The sequence below is a fragment of the Mesorhizobium sp. M5C.F.Ca.ET.164.01.1.1 genome, from assembly GCF_004792125.1.
GTDB lineage: Bacteria > Pseudomonadota > Alphaproteobacteria > Rhizobiales > Rhizobiaceae > Mesorhizobium > Mesorhizobium wenxiniae.
Genome location: NZ_SRTG01000001.1, coordinates 3,137,686 through 3,155,380, shown reverse-complemented (window position 1 = coordinate 3,155,380; position 17,695 = coordinate 3,137,686). Strand labels below are relative to the sequence as shown.

Here is a 17,695-nt window from a genome sequence, read left to right as displayed (position 1 = left end):
GGATTCCGAAAGCTGTCAAGCACGGGAAAAGGCGCCGGGTTGGAAACCCGGCCGCCTTGCACAGATCAGTCCGGATGCATCGACCCCGTCATGCCGCCTTGACGTATTTCCGCCAGCTGTGTTCCGGGCGGAACCCGAGCACATCCCGCGCCTTGCGGTTCGAAAGCAGCGTCTCGTATTCGCCGAGCTCAACCTTGACCGGCACGCCGGGATAAAACCGCTTCAAGAGTTCAGCCGTCGGCAGATCGGACGAGGTGTCGTCATTGGCGGCGTTGAACACCTGATAGCCGAGCCCGTCCTTTTCGATGGCGCACAGCGTGATCTGGCCGAGGTCGCGCGCGTCGATGTAGCTCCAGGCGATCCGCTTGCGGAAACCCGGATCGGCGAACCATTTCGGGAACAGCGAATATTCATGTGGCTCGATGACGTTGCCGATGCGCAAGGCATAGATGTCCATGCCGCTGCGCAGCGCGAAGGCGCGCGCCGTCTTCTCGTTGACGATCTTCGACAGCGCGTAGCTATCCATCGGATCGACATCGTACGCCTCGTCAAGCGGGAAATGTGTCGGATCGCGCGGCTCGTTGGCGAAGACCAGCCCATAGGTCGTCTCGCTGGAAGCGATCACCACCTTGCGGATGCCGAGCTTCACTGCCGCCTCAATGACATTGTAGGTGCCGAGAGCGTTGATGCGGAACACCTCGTTGTCGGGCGTGATCATGATGCGCGGGACTGCCGCGAAGTGCACCACAGCATCGACCGGCTGCGCGCGCAGCGACGGGTCGAATTCATGCAGGCCCATATAGCTCGACAGCGCATTGAACACCTGCCCGCTGTCGGTGATGTCGGTGATCAGCGTGCGCACCTTGGGATTGTCGAGCGGCTTGGTGTCGATGTTGAGCACCTGGCATCCCTGCTCGACCAGATACTGCACGACATGACGCCCGGCCTTGCCGCTGCCGCCGGTAAACATGATCCGCTTCGTCATTTTGCTCTCCACATTCCCTGGAATTCATGTGTATTGTCAGACAATATGGCATTCCGCAATCGCCTGCCAACCGCCTGCGGCAAAAACCCGCTTCAACAATTCGCCTGCCAAAGTGCAGCGCCGTCATCGGATATCAGCAACACAGGACGACACGACATGAACACGACTGCCGCGAGCGAAAAGATCGGCTTCATCGGACTTGGCTTGATGGGGCACGGGATCGCGAAGAACATCATCGATAAGGGCTATTCCCTGACGTTTCTCGGGCGAAAGAACCGTGCTCCGGCGGAAGACCTGCTCGGCCGGGGTGCGAAGGAAGCCGCGACCTCGCGCGACGTTGCGGCGGCATCTGATATCGTCTTCATCTGCGTCACCGGCTCGCGCGAGGTTGAAGCTATCATCCGCGGGCCAGGCGGCCTCAAAGAAGGCCTGAAGAAGGGTTCGGCGGTCGTCGATTGCTCGACCTCGGATCCCACCTCGACGGTAACGCTTGCCGCCGAACTCAAGCCGCTCGGCGTCGACTATGTCGATGCCCCGCTGAGCCGCACGCCGAAGGAGGCGTGGGAAGGCACGCTCGACGCCATGGTCGGCGCGTCGGACGCGGTCTTTGCCCGGCTAAAGCCGGTGCTCGACACCTGGGCCGGACGTATCGTCCATATCGGCGACACCGGCGACGGCCACCGCATGAAGCTGCTCAACAATTTTATTTCGCTGGGTTATGCGGCGATCTATTCCGAGGCGCTGGCGCTGGCTGAGAAGGTCGGCATCTCGCCGCCGCGTTTCGACAGCGTCATCCGCAACGGCCGCATGGATTGCGGCTTCTACCAGACCTTCATGCGCTGGACGCTGGAAGGCGACCGCGATGCGCACAAATTCACCATCGCCAACGCCTTCAAGGACCTCACCTATCTCGAATCGATGGCGGGTGCTGCCGGCATCGCCAACCCGCTTGGCAATGCCACGAAGAACGCATTCGCCGGCGCATTCGCCGCTGGGCCGGCCGATCAATATGTGCCGATGCTGGCGACGCATATCGGCAAGGTCAACGGCGTCGACCTGACACCGACGAAAGATGGGAAGAAACAGACGACTTGAGGCTGCCGCCCGCCGTTTTTGATCAAGCCTGGCACCGCTACCGGGCACTTCTCCCGGTATAGTGACGGGGAGAAGGACGCATTCGCCGACTGTTTGCGGCCAGACCCTTCTCCCCGGCGGCAGCCGGATAAGGGGCAGCGCCAACGTTGGGCATGAATCAGCGCCGCGACCGCCCGATAACGTCGTCGGTATTGGCGAGCAGTCTGTGCACTGCGGTACGGGCTGCAGCCGGCCGCTGGAGCCGGATGTTCTTCTCGATCGCCTCATGCAGCGCCTGCGCCCGAGGCTGGTCGCTGGTTTCGCGCGTGACAAAAACGAAGAGGTGGTCGAGCGCCGATTCGATCAGCACGCCGAGCGGTACCAGGAGGTCGTTGCCCGAGGCCCGCAGGATGGCGAGATGAAAACGCGTGTCGGCGCGGGTGCGCTCGGGCAGCGTCGCCGCCTCCCCCATCTCACGGCAGGCCTGGCTGATCTCGGCCATCTGCTCGTCGCTACGCCGGATCGCGGCAAAGGCGCTGGCTTCCGGCTCGATAATATGACGGAACTCCTGCACGGTTCTGAGGAACACTTCGCGGTCGGGCGACGTCGCGTACCAGGCCAGCACGTCGCGATCGAGCAGGTTCCAGCGCTCCTTCGGCTCGACCCAGCTGCCGATCTTGGGGCGTGAAGCCAGCAGGCTCTTGGCCATCAGCATCTTGATCGCCTCGCGAACCGCCGAGCGGCTGACGTTGAAGGTCTCGGACCATTTGGCCTCGTTGGGCAGGATGGCTCCCGGCGGATAGTCGCCGCGCACGATCCTGAGGCCGATCTCGTTGGCCAGCGACGCATGCACGCTCGATCCGGGGATCAGCGCCGCGTCGGCACGGCGCGCGCTGGCCGGACGGGCAGCCGGTGCCTTGACGTTGGTGGGTCGCTTCCTCGTTCTTGCGTCCGACATCCATGTTCCCCGGCACAGGCTGAACTCAAGGCGCGACAAAGCAGGAGCTTATCGCCCCAGCACTGTCACCTCGTACGTTTTCGTGAACCGGTGTGACGGGGCGTCCGTCGATCGGACGCCCCGAAAACTGCGAACCTACTTCTGGATGCAGGTATCGACCGTGTCCTTGGTGCACTCGTCGAGACCGGTGAAGACCGGATCGGCGACGGGCTTGCCTTCGATCAGGTCGATCATCACCGAAGGTGCCTTGTAGCCCATCTCGAACGGCCGCTGGCCGACCAGTGCGGTCACCAGACCCTCCTTGGCAATGGCCACCTCGTCACCGATCGTATCGGCCGCACCGATGACGAACTCGTTCTTGGCGATCTTATCGGCCATCGGCTTGAACAAGTCGCGATAGGGCTGCGGCGCGCCGAACAGCGGCCAGCCGCCCATGATGCCGAAAGCGTCGAGATCGGGATTGGCGGCGAGGATATCGGTCATCGCCTGCACGCCCTTGGCGCCGTCGTCATTGGTGAACACCGGGCAGCCGGCGACCTCGGTCCAGCCGCCCTCGCCGGCGAGCGCCGGGAGATCCTTCTGGCCGGAAAGCGCGTCGCGCATGCCCTGGGCGCGCCGCAGGATATTGTCAGCCGCCGGATTGCCCTCAATGGTGCAGATCTTGCCACCCTCCGGCTTGCCCTTCTTGATGTACTCACCGATCTTGTAGCCCATCAGGTAGTTGTCGGTGCCGAGATAGGTCTTGCGCAGCGCCGCATCTTCCTTGCTGAGGTCGGCGTCGAGCGTCATGATCGGGATCGACGGATTGGCGCTTTTGATCGTTTGCGCGATCAGCGGCGCGTTGGACGGCGAAATGGCCATCGCCACTGTGTCCGGCTTGCTCAGCATGTCCTGAACGATCTGGGCTTCGCCGGCCTCATCCGAGGTCGACGCCGGGCCGGTGTAGAAGCATTCATACTCCGAGTTGGCGTTTTCCGAGTTCCATTTCTGGCAACCCTGGTTGATGGCCTCGAAGAACGGATTGTCGAGCCCCTTCACCACGATGACGAGCTGTTTCTTGGCCATAGCCGGCCCGGCGCCCAACGCCAGCATGGCGACGGCAGCGAGCAATAGTGATTTCCTCATTTCAGTCCTCCCTTGAAACAGACGGACACGGCGTGCCCGCCACACAGACCAGCCCGGATGCGCGATGACAGAGGTTCGTTTCGCGAGCGCTCTTGTCGCCAAGCCGGGCCGATAAGTATTTCCAGATGCAGCCGCAGACCAGCGCGGTACGGACGCTGCCAGATCCTCGACCGATAAACCCTCCGCCGATTCCGCCGGCGCACCGGAACAGGAGATCGGCATAATCTCCTCCGACGCTTAGCTAATATCGGCTTGCGACCAACGTCAATTGCTATTTGTCCTACAAAACGGATTTTTCGAAAGAAGCCGCTGTTGACGGCAAGGGGGCATGTGCGTAAATGGGCGAAAGCGCTGCTCCCGGGAGGAGCTGGGAAGAGCGAGGCAGCGGCAGAACCGCTGGCCGGAAGCACGGGGAGGAAGCAGTCTGGTGTCGGTTCTCGAACTCGCCAACATCTCGAAACATTTCGGCGCCATCCAGGCCGTCAACGACGTTTCGCTGTCGATCGAGGCCGGACAGGTGGTCGGCCTGATGGGCGATAACGGCGCCGGCAAGTCGACGCTGGTCAAGATGATCGCCGGCAATTTCCGCCCGAGCCACGGCACGATGCAGATGGACGGCAAGGAGCTGATCCTGCACAAGCCGGTGGAGGCGCGCCAGCACGGCATCGAGATCGTCCATCAGGATCTGGCGCTGTGCAACAATCTGACGGCCGCCGCCAACGTCTATCTCGGGCGCGAGCTGCGCCGCGGCGTCGGGCCGTTTCGCATCCTCGACTATGCCGCGATGTACAAGCGCGCCGGCCAGATTTTTGCCGTGCTGAAATCCGAAACCCGCCCGCGCGACTTGGTCAAGCAGATGTCGGGCGGCCAGCGGCAAGCGGTGGCGATCGCCCGCACCATGCTTTCGCAAGCCAAGATCGTGCTGATGGACGAGCCGACGGCGGCGATCTCGGTTCGCCAGGTCGCCGAGGTGCTGAACCTGATCCGCCATTTGCGCGACCAGGGCATAGCGGTCGTGCTGATCAGTCACCGCATGCCCGACGTCTTTGACGTGGCCGACCGCGTCATCGTGATGCGGCGCGGCCGCAAGGTTGCCGACAAGACGATCGCGTCGAGTTCGCCCGAGGAAGTCACCGGGCTCATCACCGGCGCCATCGAACAGGTTTGATGTCAGCGGTTCACCACGCAAGCAGATAAAGGTCGACGATGGCAGTAACTCTTGACCAGACGATCGCGCAGAAACAGCACACTTTGCTGACCAGGGTGTTTGCCAGCCAGACTTTCTGGGTGGTGATCGCGGTCATCCTCGCCTGTCTGTTCCTGTCCGTCGCCACGGATTCCTTCGCCACGACGAAGAACCTCTACAACATCACCCGTAACGTCACCTTCGTCGCCATCGTCGCGCTGGGCATGACCTTCGTCATCATCACCGGCGGCATCGACCTTTCGGTCGGTTCGGTGCTTTGCCTGTGTTCGATGGTGCTGGCGGTGACCATGCATGCCGGCTACGGCATCGAGATCGGCATTGCCGCTGCAATCGCGACAGCGCTGATCATCGGCGCCTTCAACGGTATCTTGATAGCCTATCTCGGCTTTCCGCCCTTCGTGGTGACGCTCGGCATGCTGTCGATTGCGCGCAGCCTTGCCATGGTCGCCTCCAACAACACCGTCGTCTTCCAGTTCGGGCCGGATCACGACAAGCTTCTGGCGCTGGGCGGCGGCGCCTTTGTGTTCGGCATCGCCAATCCGGTGCTCTACACGATCGTGCTGGCACTGATCACCGGCTTCGTCCTGCGCTGGACGAAATTCGGCCGGCACATCTTCGCCATCGGCGGCAACGAGCATGCGGCGACGCTGACCGGCGTTCCGGTGCGCCAGATCAAGGTCGCGGTCTATATGATCTCGGCGCTGGCGGCCGGTATCGCCGGCATCATCCAGACCGGCTGGCTTGGCGCCGTCACCACCAATCTCGGCAACGGCATGGAGCTTCAGGTCATCGCCGCGACCGTCATCGGTGGCGCCAACCTGGCCGGCGGCATGGGCACGGCCTTTGGCGCCGTCGTTGGCGCGGCGCTGATCGAAGTGATCCGCAACAGTCTCGGCCTGCTCGGCATCAATGCCTTCTGGCAAGGCGTGTTCATCGGCGGCGCCATTCTGCTGGCGGTCCTGTTCGACCGGCTCCGCAATTTCAGGCGCAACGAATAGACCGGGGGGTGACGAACGCTATTCGTTTCCCTTGCTATCGCTCAGTCTGAAAATCGGCCGGTACGGCCCATGACGGGCCCCAGGCGTGCGCATGTGCCTTGACGCAGGCCCGGACTGAGCCGCACTATCCCAATTGCAGGCGAAGGGAGGCCAGTCGCCTGCGGGAGGATATACCCATGACGGAAGCGATCAGGCTCTACTGGGGCCGGTTCGGACATGTCTCTGTCCTGAACGTCGCCAGCGACTTCGTCACCCATGCCCATGTCGAGGCGCATATCATCATCTGGCTGGAAGGCACGGCCGGCGAGATGACCATCGGTCGCGAAACGGTGCGGCTTGGGCCCGGCACCGCCGCCGGCATCAATTCCTTCCAGCCGCACAGCCACGCTTTGTCCAGCGACGGCCGGCCCGGCTTGTTCCTCGCCTTCTACATCGATCCGGACTGGGCGCGCCGGCGTCGCGACCTGCCGTCTTCCGCGCCGCTATTTTCAGCACCGGCGATCACGCTGGAGCCCTGGCTGTACAAGGCGGCAGCCAACCTTCTCGACCATCTCAGCGACAATGAGAGCATCGACGACATCGCCAATTACGAGATCGAGCGCTTCATCGACAGCGTGCTCGACGCCGCCGACGCCTCGGCACCGCAAGTAGCACGCGCCCGCGTCCACACCATGCAGGATTTCCGTGTCCGCAAGGCGATCCAGCTGATGAAGGCCAATGTCTGCGAGCGTATCTGCTTCGACGATGTGGCACGCAGCGTCGGCCTTTCGCGGCCGCATTTCTTCGCGCTGTTCAAGGAGCAGACCAATCTGACGCCCAACGTCTACTGGAACACGCTGCGCATGGAGGAAGCCGTGCGGCAGTTGCAGTGGTCGCAGGAGCCGCTGATCTCGGTCGCCTGCAATCTCGGCTTCACCACCCAGGGCAATTTCTCACGCTTCTTCCGCGATCATGTCGGCGTTCCGCCGACACTCTATCGCGAGGCGGCGCGGGCCATTTCCTGAGCCGCCTGGCAGCCGTTTTTCAGACTATTTGATAGGCGTTCAAGACGTATTGATAAGCGCCGCCGGGCCCGCCGTCCTACCCTCGCGACATACATGCTTGCAAGGGAACGACCATATGGCGAAAGTTACCATCTCCAGCGTCATCGACGCGCCCGTCGAAAAGGTTTGGGCGCGCATACGCGACTTCAACGGCCTGCCGAGCTGGCATCCGCGTATGGTCGAAAGCCATATCGAGGACGGCAAGGATCCCGGCACGATCGGCTGCGTGCGCAACTTTCAGCTCGCCAGCGGCGCCCGCATCCGCGAAAAGCTGCTCGACTTCTCCGACGGCAATTTCCTCGTCAGCTACTCCATCCTGGAGACACCGCAGCCGCTGACCAACCACAAGGCGACGCTGCAGCTGCGGCGGGTGACCGATGGCGACCGCACCTATGCCGAATGGACCGCCAGCTTCGACGCTCCCCCGGAAGAAGCCGACAAGCTGGCCGAGGGCATGGGCGACAACGTCTTCCAAGGCGGCTTCAACGCTTTGAAAAGTCATTTCGCTGGCCAAAGTTGAGCAAAGGGACCGTTCCATGGCGCTTGCACTGCAGACTTTCTCGACGCTCAAGGACGCGAATGCGGCGCTGAAAGCCGCCGGTACCCGATATCTCGGCGGCGGCACGCTGGTCGTGCGCGCCGCCAATGAAGGCGATGTCTCGGTCTCCAGCCTAATCAGGTCGACCGACCCGGCGCTGTCGGCGATCACCGTTTCCGGCGGCAAGGTCCGCATCGGCGCTTCAGTGACCATGGCGGCGATCGCCCGTCACCCGGATCTGTCTTCCCTCAGCCACGCGGCGCGCGCCGTCGGCGGCCCGGCGATCCGCAACATGGCGACCGTCGGCGGCAATCTCTTCGCCCCGGCGCCCTATGGCGACTTCACCGTGGCGCTGCTGGCACTGGACGCAACCGTTAATATCGACGACGGCGAGCTACCGATCGAAACCTTCCTGGCAAAACGCGAAAGCAACCACGCCATCATCACCGCAGTTGGATTTACGCTTCCGGCGGAAGGCTTTCGCTTCTTGAAAGTGTCGAGGATCAAGCCGAAGGGCGTCTCGGTGCTGAGCATCGCCGCCGTGTTGGAACAGGCACCGGACGGAACCGTGTCTTCGGCACGGATATCGCTTGGCTGCATGGCCGACCGGCCGATGCGTGCGACGGCGGCGGAGAAGGCGCTGTTCGGCAGGACGCTCACCTGCGATGGCATCGCGCCGGCGCTTGCTGCGGCCGGCGACGGCACCTCGCCTGTTACCGATCCGATCGCCAGTGCCTGGTATCGCAACGAAGTCCTGCCGGTCCATCTCGGCCGGCTGCTACTCGGCTGAAACATCCAGGGAGCGCGCTTGCCCGGGAGCAGGCGCGCAAGGAGGAAACATGGCAAAGGTCCCGGTTCAGCTCACGCTCAACGGCGCGGAGAAGGCCGAATTCATCGATAGCGGCACGACGCTGCTCAACGCACTGCGCGACAAGATCGGCGACACCTCACCGAAAGGCGGCTGCCATCAAGGCACATGCGGCGCCTGCTCGGTCATCATCGACGGTGAGCTCCGGCTCTCCTGCCTGACGCTGGCCGAAACCTGCAACGGTGCGGCCATCACCACGACATCGGGGCTTTCGGAAGGCGGCGTTCTGCATCCGCTGCAGCGGGCCTTCCTCGACGCCTTCGCCACCCAATGCGGCTTCTGCACGACGGGCATGATCATGGCCGCCAAGGTGCTGCTCGACCACACGCCGAACCCCAGCCGCGACGAGGTGGTCGAGGCGCTGTCGGGCAATATCTGCCGCTGCACCGGCTACGAGCCGATCATCCAGGCTGTGCTGACCGCCGCGCGATCCAATTCGCAGAACGCGGCTTGAGGGGAGTCAAAAAGATGGAACTCCGCAAGAGCTACTTCGCCGACCAGCGCAAGGACGATCTGCACGAGATCGGCCAGCCCAGGCCGCGCTCGGATTCCCCCAGTCACGTCACCGGCAAGACCGCCTATTTCGCCGACCGCAATTTTCCCGGCATGCTGCATCTGAAGATGGTGCGCAGCCCGCATCATCACGCCCGCATCAGCAGCATCGACACTTCAGAGGCCGAGAAACATCCGGGCGTCGTCAAGGTGCTGACCGCCAAGGATGTGCCGCACAATGTCTACACCATCCTGATCCTGATCCAGATCGGGCCGGAAGACGAGACGGTTCTGGCCGACGGCAAGGTGCGCTGGAAAGGCGAGGCCGTGGTGGCGGTGCTGGCCGAGACCGAGCGTGCCGCGCAGGAAGCGGCGGCCAAGGTCAAGGTCGATTACGAGGTGCTGCCGGCAGTCTTCGACATGGCGGAGGCGCTGAAGCCCGGCGCGCCGATAGTGAACGAATATCACGGCCGGAACTATTACCTCTATGACAGCGGCGAATGCCGCAAGGTGCGCTTCGGCGATGTCGAGGCCGGCTTCGCCGGGGCCGATCACGTGCTCGAACAGACCTACCAATCCTCGCCGATCGAACACGCGCCGACCGAGACGACCGGCTGTATCGTCGCGCCGGAGGGCAATGACCGCTTCACCTGCTACACCAACACGCAGGCGATGTTCTTCACCCTCGACAACGCCTCGATCATCCTGCAGATGCCTGGCAACAGGCTGCATTTCGTCGGCGGCACCGTCGGCGGCGGTTTTGGCGGCAAGGTCGACGTCATCGTCGAGCCGATCGCCATCCTCGGCGCCAAGCTGACCGGGCGGCCGGTCTCCTTCATCTACAGCCGCGAGGAGGAGATGCAGATCTCCTCGCCGCGCGCCGCCGAAAAGGTCGTCATCAAGGACGGCGTCATGAAGGACGGCCGTATCGTCGCCCGCAAGGTCACCGGCTACACCGATGCCGGCGCCTATTCGCGCCACTCGCCCTATGGCTCGCAGAAAGGCGCTGGCCACTATCCCGGCCCCTATACGATCCCGAATGTCTGGATCGACACCTACTGCGTCTACACCAACCGCACGCCCTCCTCCGCCATGCGCGGCTTCGGCGTCACCATCGGCGATTTCGCGCTGGAGGTGCAGATGGACAAGCTCGCCCGGCTGATCGGCATGGATCCGCTCGAATTCCGCTTCATTAACGCCTATCGCGACGGCGACATGAAGGCACACCGCCAGCCGACCGAGGGCGCTGCGCTGATCGAGTGCATGCAGGAAGCCTCGCGCGCCGCCAACTGGCCGGTGGCGGAGAAGTTCATGGCGATGTCGTCCTACGCGAAGGGAGCTTGAGATGGCGATCAGGCGTGGACGCGGCGTCGCCGCGATCAACTATCCAACCGGCATGAATCTCGGCGGCGACCCGACCCAGGCGCTGGTCCATTCGACACCGACCGGCAATTTCATGGTGACGCTGTCGAGCGTCGATCTCGGCCAGGGCATGAAGCAGATCATGGCGCAGATCTGCGCCGAGACGATCGGCGTGCCGACCGACCGCGTCGTCGTCGATACCGCCGACACCGACACCGGCCCGCACTGCATGGGCACCTTCGCCTCGCGCGGCACCCACCGCGCCGGCAACGCCGTTATCCAGGCGGCCAGGGAAGCCCGCCAGGTGATGCTGGAAGTGGCGGCCGAGGAATTGGAAGTGAATGCGTCGGACCTCGAGACCGACGGCCAAGGCAACATCCTGGTCAAGGGCGCGCCGCAAAGATCGATTTCGATCTTCGATGTCGCGCTGTCGGCTCACTTCAAGCGCGGCCGCTCGATTTCCGGTCGCGGCATGTTTTTGATCCCCCGCTCCTATCCCGAGAAAGAAACCGGCGCGATGAAGCCGTCGACCTGCTACGCCCACGCCTGCACGGTGGCAGAGGTCGAGGTCGACGACGAGACCGGCGAGGTCACCGTGCTGACCGTCAAGAACGTCTTCGAGATCGGCCGCGCGCTGAACCCGAAAATGGTCGAGCAGCAGCTCGTCGGCGGCTCGTGGATGGGCATCAGCCATGCGCTCTACGAGACGACCGAACCATATTATCCCAATCGCGATCATGGCGGCATCGACTTCAACCAGTATCTGATGCCGGGACCGGGCGATCTTGCGCAAACCGAGATCATCGTGCTGGAACGGCCATCGGCCGACGGCCCGTACGGCGCCAAGGGGCCGGGCGAAATGTGCGCCAACCCCCAAATCCCTGCGGTCGCCAATGCCGTCTTCGACGCAGTCGGCGTGCGCATCGACGCGCTGCCGATCACGCCGGAACGCATCCTGCGCGCGCTGAAGGCGCAAGCCGGCGCCGCGAACTGAGTGCTGGAAATGCCCAAGAGAAGCGCCGAGACTGTCGCGACCTCGCCGGAGGCGGTGGCGTCGCACCTCGCCGCCTCGCACTATCTGGCCGATGAAAGCCTGGCGACTGCCGTCTTCCTGGCGATAAGGCTGGGCAAGCCGTTGCTGCTCGAAGGCGCGCCCGGCGTCGGCAAGACCGAGGCGGCGAAGGCGACAGCCGAACTGCTCGGGCGCGATCTGGTGCGGTTGCAATGCTATGAGGGCATCGACGCCGCGCATGCGCTCTACGAATGGAACTATCAGCGCCAGCTGCTCGCCATCCGCCACGCCGGCGAGCATGAGGTCGACATCTATGACGACCGTTTCCTGATCGCGCGGCCGCTGCTGCAGGTGCTGAAGGCCCCGGAAAAGCGCGTGCTGCTGGTCGACGAGATTGACCGTTCGGATCATGAGTTCGAAGCGCTGCTCTTGGAATTCCTTTCCGATTTCCAGATCAGCATTCCCGAGCGCGGCACCATCCGTGCCAAGGCGCAGCCGATCGTCATCCTGACTTCGAACCGCACGCGCGAGTTGGCCGAGGCGCTGCGCCGCCGCTGCGTCTATCACTGGATCACCTATCCTGACGCCGAGCGCGAGGCCGCCATCATCATGCTCCGTGCCGGTGACGTCGCAGAGGCCACGGCGCGTGCGGTGGCTTCTGCCGTGCACGATATCCGCGCCCGCCCGCTGGCCAAACCGCCGGGCATCGCCGAAGCGGTCGAATGGGCGAACGCCGCGACGATCCTCGAAAAGGGCGGCACTCCTTGGCCGGAAGCGTTCCGCCGCGCCATTGGCGTGCTGATCAAGGACGAGGAAGACCTGTCCTATATCGCCCCCGAGCTTGGCCGGATCGTCGAGGAGGCACTGGCGTGACGGGTGGCGTCAACGACCCCTTCGCCCCGTTCACGGGGAGAAGGTGCCCCGAAGGGGCGGATGAGGGGCAGCGCCAAACGCGAATGTCGACGCCGCCCCTCACCTGCCTGCCGGCATCCTCTCCCCGTGAACGGGGAGAGGAGACCTTGCCGCGGGCGGCTGCACCTCTCCTCGGCTTTGGCCGGCTGCTGCGCCGCTTCGGCTTTTTGATCGCTCCAGAGCAAATCTCCGGCTTCATGCAGGCGGTGACGCTGCTTGGCCCGCGCTCGATGGTCGATATCCACGAAGCCGCGCTTGCCACGCTGGCGCCGCCGCCGGACCGCCGCGACGAATTCGAGGCGCATTTCCAAAGCCATTTTTACGGCAACACCGCGGCCGTGGTCGAGGGCGAGGCCGACGAGGAAACCCGCATCAAGGACGACGGCGGCACCAGCGATGAAGAGATCGAGGTGGCGCACCAGGAGGAAGGCGGCGAGCTATCGTCTGGCGCCGAACAGTTGAGCGCCCGCGACTTCCGGCGCGACGGCGACGGGCTTGCCGCCTTCCGCCGCAAGCTCGCTACCGCTTTGCCCGCCCGCCGCTCCTTTCGCACCGTGCGCACGCACGTGCGTGGCAAGCTCGATCTGCGCCGTTCACTCCGCGAAATCGTTAGCGCCGATGGCGATGTCCCCTCGCCGTTGCTGCGCCGCCGGCAGACCGTGCCGCGCAAGCTGCTGATCCTGATCGACGTCTCGGGCTCGATGAAGCTGCATACATCGGACTATCTCAAACTGGCGCACGCCGCGGTGCAAGGCGCGGACCGGGCGGAAATTTTCACCTTCGGCACGCGGCTGAACCGCATCACGACGGCGTTGCGCATACGCGACCGCGACCAGGCGCTAGCCCACGTGGCAGCACTGGTCGACGACTGGGATGGCGGCACCCGCATGGGGCCGACGCTGCTCGCCTTCCTGTCGGTGCCGCGCTTTTCCGCTTTCGCGCGCGGGGCGGCGGTCATCATCCTGTCGGATGCGCTGGAGCGCGGCGACCATGCCGAGCTGGAAACGGCGATGCGCCGGCTGAGTGCCCGCGCCTTCCGGCTTTCGCTGGCGACACCGCTGGCCGGCGATCCGCGTTTCCAGCCGGCCACGGCAGCGCTTCGCGCCATCCTGCCTGTGCTCGACGATCTGGTCGATGGCTCATCGATCGCCGATCTAACCGATTTCATCCTGTCGCTAGCCCGCCCTGCCCCGGCGGCCTCAGCCATCTGGAAAAGGGTATCATGATGCAGAAGGCGATCGACGCACACTTCCACATCTGGCGCCAAAAGGACCAGCCATGGCTGGTCGGCCCGATGGTGCCGCGGATCTTCGGACCCTATGAACCGATCCGCCGCGACTATCCGATCGAGGAATTCCTGGCCGATCAGCAAGGCTCAGGCGTCGAGAAGGCGGTCTATGTCCAGACCAACTGGGCCAAGGAGGATTTCGAGACCGAGGTCGCCTTCCTGCAGAAGACAGCCGACGAGACCGGCTGGCCGCATGCCATCGTCGGCTATGCCGACATGACAGTGGACGATATCAGGCCCCAGATCGACCGGCTGATCAAGTACCCCCTGCTGCGCGGTGTGCGCATGCAGCTGCACTGGCACGAAACGCCGGCCTTCCGCTTCGCCGCAGCACCGGATCAGGTGATCGACCCGAAAGTGCGGGCCAATGTGGCGCGGCTGAAAGACTACGGCCTGTCCTTCGATCTGCAGCTTTTCCCCGCCCAGATGAAGGACGGGCTGACGCTTGTCTGCGAGAATCCTGAGACCAATTTCGTCCTGACCCATGCCGGCATGCTGACCGGCATGGAGCCGGAGACGACCGAGGCGTGGAAGGCCGGGCTGCGCACGCTGTCGGCGGCGCCCAACCTCTATGCCAAGTTGTCCGGCCTCGGCACCTTCGTCCACCGCAACGACCCGGCGCTGGTCGCCTATATCGTCGACAACGTGATCGACATCCTCGGCAGCGACCATCTGATGTTCGGCTCGAACTTCCCGATCGAAAAGCTATGGACCAGCCACGCCGAACTGATCAACGCGCACCGCGACGCGGTGGGCAGACATGGCGGGGCGGCAGAGGCCGACATCTTCTGGAGTACGGCGGAGAAGGTATATCGGCCGGTGTAGCGCGGCGTTTCCCTTTGCTCCTTCACGTCAAACGTTTGATTCTTCGTGCGAACAGACGTCGCTAATGCACGGCTGCGCAAATAGTTTTTCTTTGTCACCGACACAGGACAGACGCCATAGGCGATGATCGTCGAATCCAGAAGCTGCATGAAGAAGGCGACGGCGACGATCAGCGCCCCCGCGCCTGCCGTAGCGGTTCGGGCAAGGCTTTGTTTTCGGGAATAGCGGTCATGCGCAGAACTGTGCGAGAAAGTTTTTCCCGGCCACTGAGAACCAGGCAATTGTCCGGCAAATCGAAGACGCTTCGGTCTGAACAGCATTTTGGCGGCACCGTCTAGGACATGGACCAACAAACTTTCGTGTCGTATCGCGACCTGTTATGCGATGACTGGCCCCATCGAACCAGCCTTTGACACTTCGCGATTTCGTTTCGCCTCTTCTGACCAGAACCCCTCTTCATCAGGACCAATCTGCGCATGAAGCCCATCTACATCGACTATCTGAACGCCCTCGACATTGAAACGCTTGATATGACAGACGCGGAAATCGTCGAAGCGGTCGAGGCCGGGCTGGTGGCGCAGGGCAACGGCCAGACCGTGATCGAGCCGCGCGTCCATCTCGAGCCGGACCCGTCCTTCAACGGCCATTTCAACGTCCTGCGCGGCTACGTCGCGCCGCTCGATGCGGCGGGAGTCAAGATCGTCGGAGATTATGTGGACAACTACCTGCACGGCCTGCCTTCAGAATTCGGCATTCTCAACCTGTTCGATCCGCGCACCGGCACGCCGCGCGCCATCCTCGACGCCACCGTGATCACCGACATGCGCACCGGTGCCGTCACCGCCATCGGCGCGAAACATCTGGCGAAAAAAACGTCGAAGGTTCTCGGCCATGTCGGCGCGCGCGGCACGGCCTACTGGAACGTGCGCCTCCTCGACCATCTCTTCGACTTCGACGAGATCCGCGTGCATTCGCGCCGGCCGGAAAGTCGCGACAGCTTTGCCGCCAAGCTGTCCGCCGATCTCGGCAAGAAGGTCACGGCGGTCGCCGACTGGCGCGCTTGCGTCGAGGGCGCCGACATCGTCGTCGAGGCCTCGCGGCTGCCGGAGCCGCAGCCGCTGCTGAAGACCGCATGGATCAAGCCCGGCGGGCTGGTGATGCCCTACGGCACGATGAGCGCGGTGGAGCTGTCGTTGACCGACATCATGGCAAAGATCGTCGTCGACGATTGGGGCCAGTGCAAGGGCGGCAAATTCGGCTCGCTGCGCGCCCATGTCGAGACCGGACGCCTGAGCGAGCAGACGCTGCACGCCGAACTTGGCCAGATCGCCGCCGGCCTCAAGCCGGGGCGCCAGAGCGACGACGAAACGATCCTGTTCTGGCATCGCGGCCTGTCGCTCTCCGATATCGCGCTGGGTAAGGCGATGCTGGCCAAGGCGCAGGCGCAAGGCATCGGCCAGCGGCTGCGTTTCGCATGAGTGCGCTCGTCCTCACCGGAGCCGGCGTTAGCGTCGAGGATGTCGCGGCGGTTGCCCGCGACGGACGCAAGGTGGAAGTGGCATCCATTGTCATCGACAGGCTGGACAGAGCGCGCAAGGTGCTCGACCGCGCCGCCGCTTCTGGTCAGCCGATCTATGGGCTCAACACCGGGCTCGGCGCCAATCTCGGCGTATCGGTCAGCGGCGACGCCAGCGCCTTCCAGCGCCAGTTGCTGGAAGGCCGGAGCGGCGCGGTGGGAGACGCGCTGCCGCAAGACATCGTGCGCGCGACGATGCTTGCCCGCGCGGCGATGTTTTCGGCCGGCGGTTCGGGCATTTCGTTGGAGGTCTTCGTCGCACTCATCGACGCGCTCAATGCCGGCGTGCATCCGGTGATGCCGTCGCTGGGCTCGATCGGCGACAGCGACCTGGTGCTGATGGCAACGCTCGGCCGCATGCTGACCGGCGACGGCGAAGCCGACTTTCAAGGCCGCCGCATGCCGGCGGCCAAGGCGCTGGCAATGGCGCGCCTCGCCTCCGTCAGCCTCGCTCCCAAGGACGGGCTGTCGCTGATTAGCGCCTCGGCGGTGTCCGCCGGCAGCGGGGCGCTAGCGGTGGCCAACGCATTGTCCGCCTTCGCACAACAGCAGCAGGCGGGTGCGCTGACCATCGAAGGTATCGGCGCCAACCAGACGATCCTCGATCCGCGCTTGCAGGCAGCGCGACCGGCCGCTGGCCAGCAGCAGGCTGCAAAGGGCTTGCGCGATCTGCTGGCACGCGACGAGACGCCGGCACCGGCCACCTTGCAGGACCCCCTATCGATCCGCTGCATGCCGTCGATCCATGGCGCGCTGCTACAGGCAATCGATCAGGCCAGGCAAGCCGTCGAGATCGAGCTCAACGCCGCCGCCGACAACCCGCTGGTGCTGGGCGACGACGCCATGGTGCTGTCGACCGGCAATTTCCACACCCCGTCGCTGTCGCTTGCCTTCGAGACGCTTGGCCTTGCCATCGCTCAATGTGCGGCTGCTTGTACTGCCCGCTTCATCCAGCTCACCAGCTCAGGCCGCAACGGCCTGCCCAAATACCTGTCGCCGGTCGGCGGCGCTTCGGCTGGCTTCGTGCCGCTGCAAAAGACAGTGACCGCCATTCTCGCCGCCATCCGCCACAAGGCCAACCCGGTGATGCTCGACTTCCTGCCGGTCTCGGAGGGTGTCGAGGACCATGCGACGCAAGCTCCGCTGGCCGTTTCGAAATGCGGCGACATGATCGTACTGTGGCAGCGACTGATCGCCTTCGAACTGATGGCGGCCGCACAGGCCGTAGACTTGCGCGACGGGCTGACGCTGGCCCCGGGCACAGCGGGAATTCACGCAGCCGTGCGTGCCCTCGTCGCGCCGCTCAAGGAAGACAGAGCGCTAGGTATTGACGCGGAGGCGCTTTACGCTGCGCTGGCTACCGGAACATGGCTGCCATAGCGCCGGCCGTCGCATTTGCCGGCTGACGATGTTGTCGAGCAGGTCCTAGCTG

Annotated in this window: 17 protein-coding genes; 14 read left to right on the top strand and 3 right to left on the bottom strand. The window is 64.0% G+C overall.

All coding sequences use genetic code 11. The features are described 5' to 3' along the window. Positions 1-88: 88 nt before the first annotated feature. Positions 89-985 (bottom strand): NAD(P)-dependent oxidoreductase, encoded by an 897-nt coding sequence (locus EN807_RS15605; protein WP_135935567.1) that lies wholly within the window; start codon positions 983-985, stop codon positions 89-91. 156 nt (positions 986-1,141) lie between these two features. Here EN807_RS15605 and EN807_RS15600 point away from each other — a divergent pair, with 156 nt between their 5' ends. Beyond that, positions 1,142-2,080 (top strand): NAD(P)-dependent oxidoreductase, encoded by a 939-nt coding sequence (locus EN807_RS15600; RefSeq protein ID WP_135935566.1) that lies wholly within the window; start codon positions 1,142-1,144, stop codon positions 2,078-2,080. A gap of 157 nt (positions 2,081-2,237) precedes the next feature. Here the strand turns inward: EN807_RS15600 and EN807_RS15595 are convergent, their stop codons facing one another. Together EN807_RS15595 and EN807_RS15590 are read right to left on the bottom strand one after the other, a co-directional pair. Further along, on the bottom strand, positions 2,238-3,017 hold the full coding sequence (locus tag EN807_RS15595) for a FadR/GntR family transcriptional regulator (protein WP_135935565.1): 780 nt from the start codon (positions 3,015-3,017) through the stop codon (positions 2,238-2,240). Positions 3,018-3,152: 135 nt separating this feature from the next. Continuing rightward, a complete protein-coding gene (locus EN807_RS15590) occupies positions 3,153-4,142 on the bottom strand; it encodes a sugar-binding protein (protein ID WP_135935564.1) in 990 nt (329 codons plus the stop codon). Between the two features lie 427 nt (positions 4,143-4,569). Here EN807_RS15590 and EN807_RS15585 point away from each other — a divergent pair, with 427 nt between their 5' ends. From EN807_RS15585 to hutH, 13 genes are all read left to right on the top strand, one after another. Continuing rightward, positions 4,570-5,310 carry an ATP-binding cassette domain-containing protein gene (locus EN807_RS15585; RefSeq protein ID WP_029351636.1) on the top strand — a complete coding sequence of 247 codons (741 nt, stop codon included), beginning with the start codon at positions 4,570-4,572 and terminating at the stop codon, positions 5,308-5,310. 38 nt (positions 5,311-5,348) lie between these two features. Beyond that, positions 5,349-6,347 carry an ABC transporter permease gene (locus EN807_RS15580; RefSeq protein WP_127314962.1) on the top strand — a complete coding sequence of 333 codons (999 nt, stop codon included), beginning with the start codon at positions 5,349-5,351 and terminating at the stop codon, positions 6,345-6,347. Positions 6,348-6,523: 176 nt separating this feature from the next. Further along, positions 6,524-7,351, top strand: a complete 828-nt coding sequence (locus EN807_RS15575; RefSeq protein WP_127314963.1) for an AraC family transcriptional regulator — start codon at positions 6,524-6,526, stop codon at positions 7,349-7,351. Positions 7,352-7,466: 115 nt separating this feature from the next. Then, entirely contained in the window at positions 7,467-7,910 is a 444-nt protein-coding gene (locus EN807_RS15570; protein ID WP_135935563.1) for an SRPBCC family protein, read from the top strand. Positions 7,911-7,926: 16 nt separating this feature from the next. Further along, on the top strand, positions 7,927-8,718 hold the full coding sequence (locus EN807_RS15565) for an FAD binding domain-containing protein (protein ID WP_135935562.1): 792 nt from the start codon (positions 7,927-7,929) through the stop codon (positions 8,716-8,718). Between the two features lie 49 nt (positions 8,719-8,767). Beyond that, positions 8,768-9,250 (top strand): (2Fe-2S)-binding protein, encoded by a 483-nt coding sequence (locus EN807_RS15560; RefSeq protein ID WP_135935561.1) that lies wholly within the window; start codon positions 8,768-8,770, stop codon positions 9,248-9,250. Between the two features lie 14 nt (positions 9,251-9,264). Further along, positions 9,265-10,632 (top strand): xanthine dehydrogenase family protein molybdopterin-binding subunit, encoded by a 1,368-nt coding sequence (locus tag EN807_RS37435; protein ID WP_135935560.1) that lies wholly within the window; start codon positions 9,265-9,267, stop codon positions 10,630-10,632. 1 nt (position 10,633) lies between these two features. Next, a complete protein-coding gene (locus tag EN807_RS37430; RefSeq protein WP_135935559.1) occupies positions 10,634-11,644 on the top strand; it encodes a molybdopterin cofactor-binding domain-containing protein in 1,011 nt (336 codons plus the stop codon). Positions 11,645-11,653: 9 nt separating this feature from the next. Further along, positions 11,654-12,535: a MoxR family ATPase gene (locus EN807_RS15545; protein WP_135935558.1), complete on the top strand. Its 882-nt coding sequence runs from the start codon at positions 11,654-11,656 to the stop codon at positions 12,533-12,535. 83 nt (positions 12,536-12,618) lie between these two features. Next, positions 12,619-13,800, top strand: a complete 1,182-nt coding sequence (locus tag EN807_RS15540) for a VWA domain-containing protein (protein ID WP_135935557.1) — start codon at positions 12,619-12,621, stop codon at positions 13,798-13,800. Continuing rightward, positions 13,800-14,687, top strand: a complete 888-nt coding sequence (locus EN807_RS15535; RefSeq protein WP_189522472.1) for an amidohydrolase — start codon at positions 13,800-13,802, stop codon at positions 14,685-14,687. Before EN807_RS15540 ends, EN807_RS15535 begins: the two co-directional genes overlap by 1 nt. A gap of 476 nt (positions 14,688-15,163) precedes the next feature. After that, a complete protein-coding gene (locus EN807_RS15530; RefSeq protein ID WP_135935555.1) occupies positions 15,164-16,165 on the top strand; it encodes an ornithine cyclodeaminase family protein in 1,002 nt (333 codons plus the stop codon). Continuing rightward, entirely contained in the window at positions 16,162-17,643 is a 1,482-nt protein-coding gene (hutH, locus tag EN807_RS15525; protein ID WP_135935554.1) for a histidine ammonia-lyase, read from the top strand. Before EN807_RS15530 ends, hutH begins: the two co-directional genes overlap by 4 nt. Positions 17,644-17,695: the final 52 nt, after the last annotated feature.